Annotated in this window: 2 protein-coding genes, 1 other RNA gene and 2 pseudogenes; 2 read left to right on the top strand and 3 right to left on the bottom strand. The window is 33.2% G+C overall.

Annotation, left to right across the window (positions count from 1 at the left end):
- Positions 1 to 157 (top strand): annotated as a pseudogene (locus tag P8H50_RS00025) (IS3 family transposase); the annotation flags it as partial.
- Positions 158 to 282: 125 nt separating this feature from the next.
- Here P8H50_RS00025 and P8H50_RS00020 read toward each other — a convergent pair.
- Both P8H50_RS00020 and P8H50_RS00015 read right to left on the bottom strand, forming a co-directional pair.
- Positions 283 to 2,757 carry a hypothetical protein gene (locus P8H50_RS00020; protein ID WP_300203894.1) on the bottom strand — a complete coding sequence of 825 codons (2,475 nt, stop codon included), beginning with the start codon at positions 2,755 to 2,757 and terminating at the stop codon, positions 283 to 285.
- Between the two features lie 136 nt (positions 2,758 to 2,893).
- A complete protein-coding gene (locus P8H50_RS00015) occupies positions 2,894 to 4,102 on the bottom strand; it encodes an NAD(P)-dependent oxidoreductase (protein ID WP_300203891.1) in 1,209 nt (402 codons plus the stop codon).
- 124 nt (positions 4,103 to 4,226) lie between these two features.
- On the opposite strand from P8H50_RS00015, the gene ssrA reads away from it, so the two are divergent.
- Positions 4,227 to 4,621, top strand: a transfer-messenger RNA (tmRNA) gene (gene ssrA, locus P8H50_RS00010).
- Here the strand turns inward: ssrA and P8H50_RS00005 are convergent.
- Positions 4,572 to 4,960, bottom strand: a pseudogene (locus P8H50_RS00005) (hypothetical protein); the annotation flags it as partial. The gene ssrA and the pseudogene P8H50_RS00005 overlap by 50 nt on opposite strands.

The raw sequence follows: 4,960 nt of genomic DNA, 5'->3' as shown, positions 1-4,960 counted from the left end.
TATTGAAGGAATGCGTGGTGAAACTACCATTGCAGAATTGTGTCGAAAAGAAAGCATCCATCAAGCTAATTACTACAAATGGTCCAAAGATTTCATGGAAGCAGGAAAGCGCAGGCTAAATGGAGATACGATGCGAGAAGCTAACACATCGGAGGTTTCTATTCTTTAGTTTATTGCTAAAACAAAAAGGCTTCCTAGTAGGAAGCCTTTTTGTTTATGTCTTATTTCGTATATGTTATTAATCAAAATAGAAAAAGGCACCTGAAAAATTAGAAGGTAATTTTAATTAACTGTAACATTTATCTCTTGATAATCATCTTCAGTGGTATCAAAATTTCCTGGAGCAGAATCAATATCTATTTCATTTCCTGTAATTATTTCTCCAGTTAAAGTTGAAGTTCCAATAGTATTAGCTGTTAATATTATTGTTAATGTTTGACTAGTACCTTCTGGGATATCGTCAATATTACTCCACAGTCCTGTAGTGACGTTGTAATTTCCAGACGCTACACTATGATTTGCATATGAAAAATCTGTATTATTATAAAGAAAATTTAAAGATACTCCTGTTGCTGAAACTCCAAAACTATTAGTTACTACAACACTCACAACAAAATTTGTTCCTTGCGCTGGACTAGTTGGAGAAGCAGTAATTTGAACGTCTAAATCAACATCATTAGGAAAATCATTCATATCATTTGGATCTGTTCCAGCGATTGCTTCAGTGCAATCATCAAAACCATCATCATCACTATCTGCATCGTTTGGATCTGTAATGTTTCCGTTTGGGTTACAATTTCCAAAACCATTATCAACTCCTGTTAGCTCTTCGCAATCTGTTAAACCGTCTTGGTCAGAATCTGTGTCGTTTACACCTAGTAAATAAATTTCACCAACTGCAGATTGGTTAGATATTGTGTTTGTGGCTAACACGTATACTTGTTGTAACATATTTGTATCGATATAGCTGCTTGGGTTTGCTATAGCATTTGTATTAGTATCTGCATCTGCTTCTGTTTCAAAATAACTAAAAGTGGTATTTGGGTAAGTTTGCCCATAAGTCTCTGTTAAATCATATTCTAAAGCAGATGTATAACAGTTACTCGCCCAAAACTCAATTACAAAATCGATTACATCTTGTGCATCTAAATAATCTGGAATACCGTCTCCATCGCTATCTTCGTTCATTGGGTTACCATCGTTATTGTAATCTTCATCTATTGTATTCACTCCATCTCCATCATCATCTTCATCTTGATAATCTGGTGTGCCATCACCATCTGTATCATCATCATTTAAATCATTATTTCCGTTTAGGTCTTCATTAATATCAATAACACCATCACTATCTGTATCTGATAAGTCTGTACAAGACATTTCTGTACCTAAATCTGTAGTTGGTGCTGTAAAATTACCATTAAAAACAGTTGTAGATTGACCATTAGTTAAGTCTACAGCTTGAGCAGAATATGCTGTATCTGAAGAACAATAGTCTATAACCTGAGCTATCTCTCCATCTGTAATTGGTATAATTTGTGAGTCGTTATTAAAAAATAGCTGTAAATAACCATTGGTTATCGCATTTCCATCGCAATCGTTAAATGTAGCGTTTAAGTTAGTCGTTAAAGCATTTGAAGATTGAACCGTTACTGTTATGTTTTGATTGTCTGTATATGGTCCTAAAGCTGTTGTAAAGCTGTTATTCTCACAACCAAAATTTGGCACTTCAAGAGTCATAGTTTCATTCGAAGGTACTAAACCACAAACCAATCCGTTCTCATCTGTATATCCTGTTGATATAGAAGACCAACCTGTTGCGTCTCTTTCTAAAAACACTAAAATATTAGGAATCGCATTATTGTTTTGGTCTACAATAGTGACACAAAAATCTAATGTTTCAAAAGGTGCATCGCAGTTCCAGAAACTAAAATGAGAAACTTCGCCTACATATCTATTGCCTTCTAGTGTAGCAAAACCTTCTTCTTTCCAGTAGCCATATTCCTCATCAAAATACCAAAGCGGAATTGTAGCTGGCGGATTTGCAACAGTACTTCCAACAGGAACGCGAATTATAGCTGGATCACCATTTGGATCGATATTTAATTCTTCTCCATTTTCTCCTCTTAGTTCTACAGCTATCATTCCATAAGACTCTAAAACTCTTAAATCGCCATCTGTGTTTTCTGCTGTTAAATTACCAGGCATCATTAAAGCAAAATTCTCATCATCTACATTTAATGTTTTAATAATAAGATCTACATTACCTTGGTATGGTCCTCCAAACTGATTTACAAAATTACCTGGTAAATCTACTTCTGTACCATCTGGTAAATCTATAGTTAATAACTGACCAGTATTAATTGTAGCAACAGGTTCTAAATCTAATAGCATTATTTTAACTTGGTTTACACCTTCTGTTGGAACAACAGCTCTCGAACCGTCAATAAAACCAGATTTAGTTGCCTTAATATTGGCAAATTTCTCATATACAGTCGCGCTTTGTGTTGAGAACACACCATTAGCGTCTGTAACAGCAAACTCTGAACCTACACTTATAGTTACACCAGCAATAGGATTATTTTGTTCGTTTATAACTGTACCTATAAAACGTGCTTGTATAGCACCACCAAAATTTTCTAAAAACGGATTAGATTCTCCATCTATAGCACTTTCATTTATAGGAATATTATTGTCGTTTTCGCAAGATGTTAGTACTAATAAAAACACAAATGCAATTAAATATTTTATTGATTTCATAATTTTCTATTTCTATATAAATATAACAACTGGCATGATAAATCTCCTAACTTAAAGCCTAAAATTTGAGCCTATTATTTGACACTTGTCTTTAAATTTTTTTTCAATAATTACTTTACTTTATTATTGATTAACACTAGTCATTTTCATCTACATAATCTTGTAAATAAGAAAATCTTGATGTTAACTTACCATTATTTGTTGTCATTCTTGCACGCTTTAGAATACCATTCTCATCATTATTAAAAAAAGCTGGAATTACATGTTGCAAAAACATCTCTCCAAAACCTTCACTTGCATCTTTAGGCAACTCACAAGGTAAATTGTCTACAGCCATTACAGTTATTGCACCTTTTGCATTATAAGCAACTTCTTTTTCAGTTTTTGCATCGTAACCATAAAACGGATCTGCAATAGTTGAAGGCCTTATTGTGATTGCTACAGGACCATTTATATCACAAGAAATATCTGCTACCAAGTTAATTTTAAACTCAGGATGCTTAGTATCTGCTCTGGTAAATAAATAAGGTGCTCCATCTCCATAAAAATGTCCTGCAATAAAGAAATCTGTAACTTTTGCATATGGCATAAAATTACTCTCATAGCCAGTCGCATCTTTATAAAAAGCAAACTTATCTCCAACTTTACCATCCTTACGTTTGTTATATTCCATAACATCTGCTATGCAATATACAGGCTCGGTAAAATCGCTTGTTAAGTATAAAGCGTCACTTACTTGCTTAATTTTTAAATGGTCTAATATTTCTTTAGCACCTTTTGCAACTTTACCAGTTCCTGTGAGTAAAATTTTAATATTTGGTAATTTTATTTTATCGAGTTCTGCTTTAACAGCATCCAAATCGCTTAATGTTTCTACTTTTGGTAAGTTAAATAATTTATCTCGTAAACCTAAAGCTCTAAAGCCATTGTATGCACCAACTAATCCTGCATAACGTCCAAAACCTATAAGTCTTGCACCACTTTGCTTTACAATAGTTTCATGATCGTACAACTCTATGTTTTTCTCTAAAATTGCTTTTAGTAGTTTTCTATTATAAGGTTGTTTTTTTATAGTATGACTGAAGAAAAAATACTTCTTATTAGGAATTAACGCATCAATTGGCACCTCTTTTACACCAAACATGACGTCTGCATCTGTTACGTCTTGAGTAACATTAAATCCTATGTTTTTATAGTCTGAATCACTAAATACTCTAATATCTGAAGACTCAACAAGAACTTCAGCATTAGGAAATTTTTCTATTAAAGTTTTTAAATCTGTAGGAGAAAAAACCACACGTCGATCTGGTGGATTTTTACGTTCTTTTATTATGGCGAATTTCATTTTATATTTTTCGGTATAAATTTTGCACTAAATTAAGTGATAATGCAAGGTTATACAAACTTTTTGGTAACTTTGCATTCTTTCAATAAAAGAAATGAATTAAAAATTTACTATTTATTTATTTGGGGTCGACTGGTTTTGACAGCGAGATTAATAGACTAGTAAGCACGTCGTGTAATGATTTTGAAACACGTTAAAGGCTAAGTCAACTTTTTAAACGGCGAGAATAACTACGCTTTAGCTGCCTAATCCGAATTATAGTAGGATTAAGCCTCGGCTCACAAGGTGAGCAAGCTTTATGTCTCCAGAAAGCCTTAGTTAATGGCGTTCTATTTGAGACATCGTAAAAATTAACTATGATTGTGTAGCGCTTTGATGCACTTTCGAGATAAAAAAGATAAGGTTAAAGTGGGTTGTTTCTAACCAGCTTAAACTCGAAAAACTAAGAAGAAAATAAACGTGTAGAAAGCTACTTTGTTACTTGTTTGGACGAGAGTTCGATTCTCTCCGACTCCACTAAAGGGGACAAACTCAAATTTTTTGAGATTTGTCCTTTTTTATTTTCGGGTAACTCCTTGTCTATCTGTAAGATATACCTCAACACATCATTGATTCTTGTAGTTCGACATTTTTTTCCGTCAAATTCTATTTTTTCTGGGAAAATCGAACTTATCAGCTTCTTTTTATGCGTAATTGCACTATTGGTATAGGTTTGCTTAAAATTTTCTAAATGTTGAAATGCATTTTCAATAAGACCCTTATATTCCGAATCTGAGGTATTGAGTCCATTCAAACTAGAAGTGATTTGATCGCGTTGCTTTGTATATCGACTTAATGTTTGCCCATAGACTTTTGGAG

Origin of the sequence: Lacinutrix sp. (assembly GCF_029238095.1) — a bacterium.
Taxonomy (GTDB): domain Bacteria; phylum Bacteroidota; class Bacteroidia; order Flavobacteriales; family Flavobacteriaceae; genus Lacinutrix.
This window is presented reverse-complemented; position numbering and strand designations above follow the sequence as displayed.

Bases quoted from the DNA above. Each gene is read 5' to 3' on its own strand.
- P8H50_RS00015 (WP_300203891.1), bottom strand. From the start codon at position 4,102: ATGAAATTCGCCATAATAAAAGAACGTAAAAATCCACCAGATCGACGT.
- P8H50_RS00020 (WP_300203894.1), bottom strand. From the start codon at position 2,757: ATGAAATCAATAAAATATTTAATTGCATTTGTGTTTTTATTAGTACTA.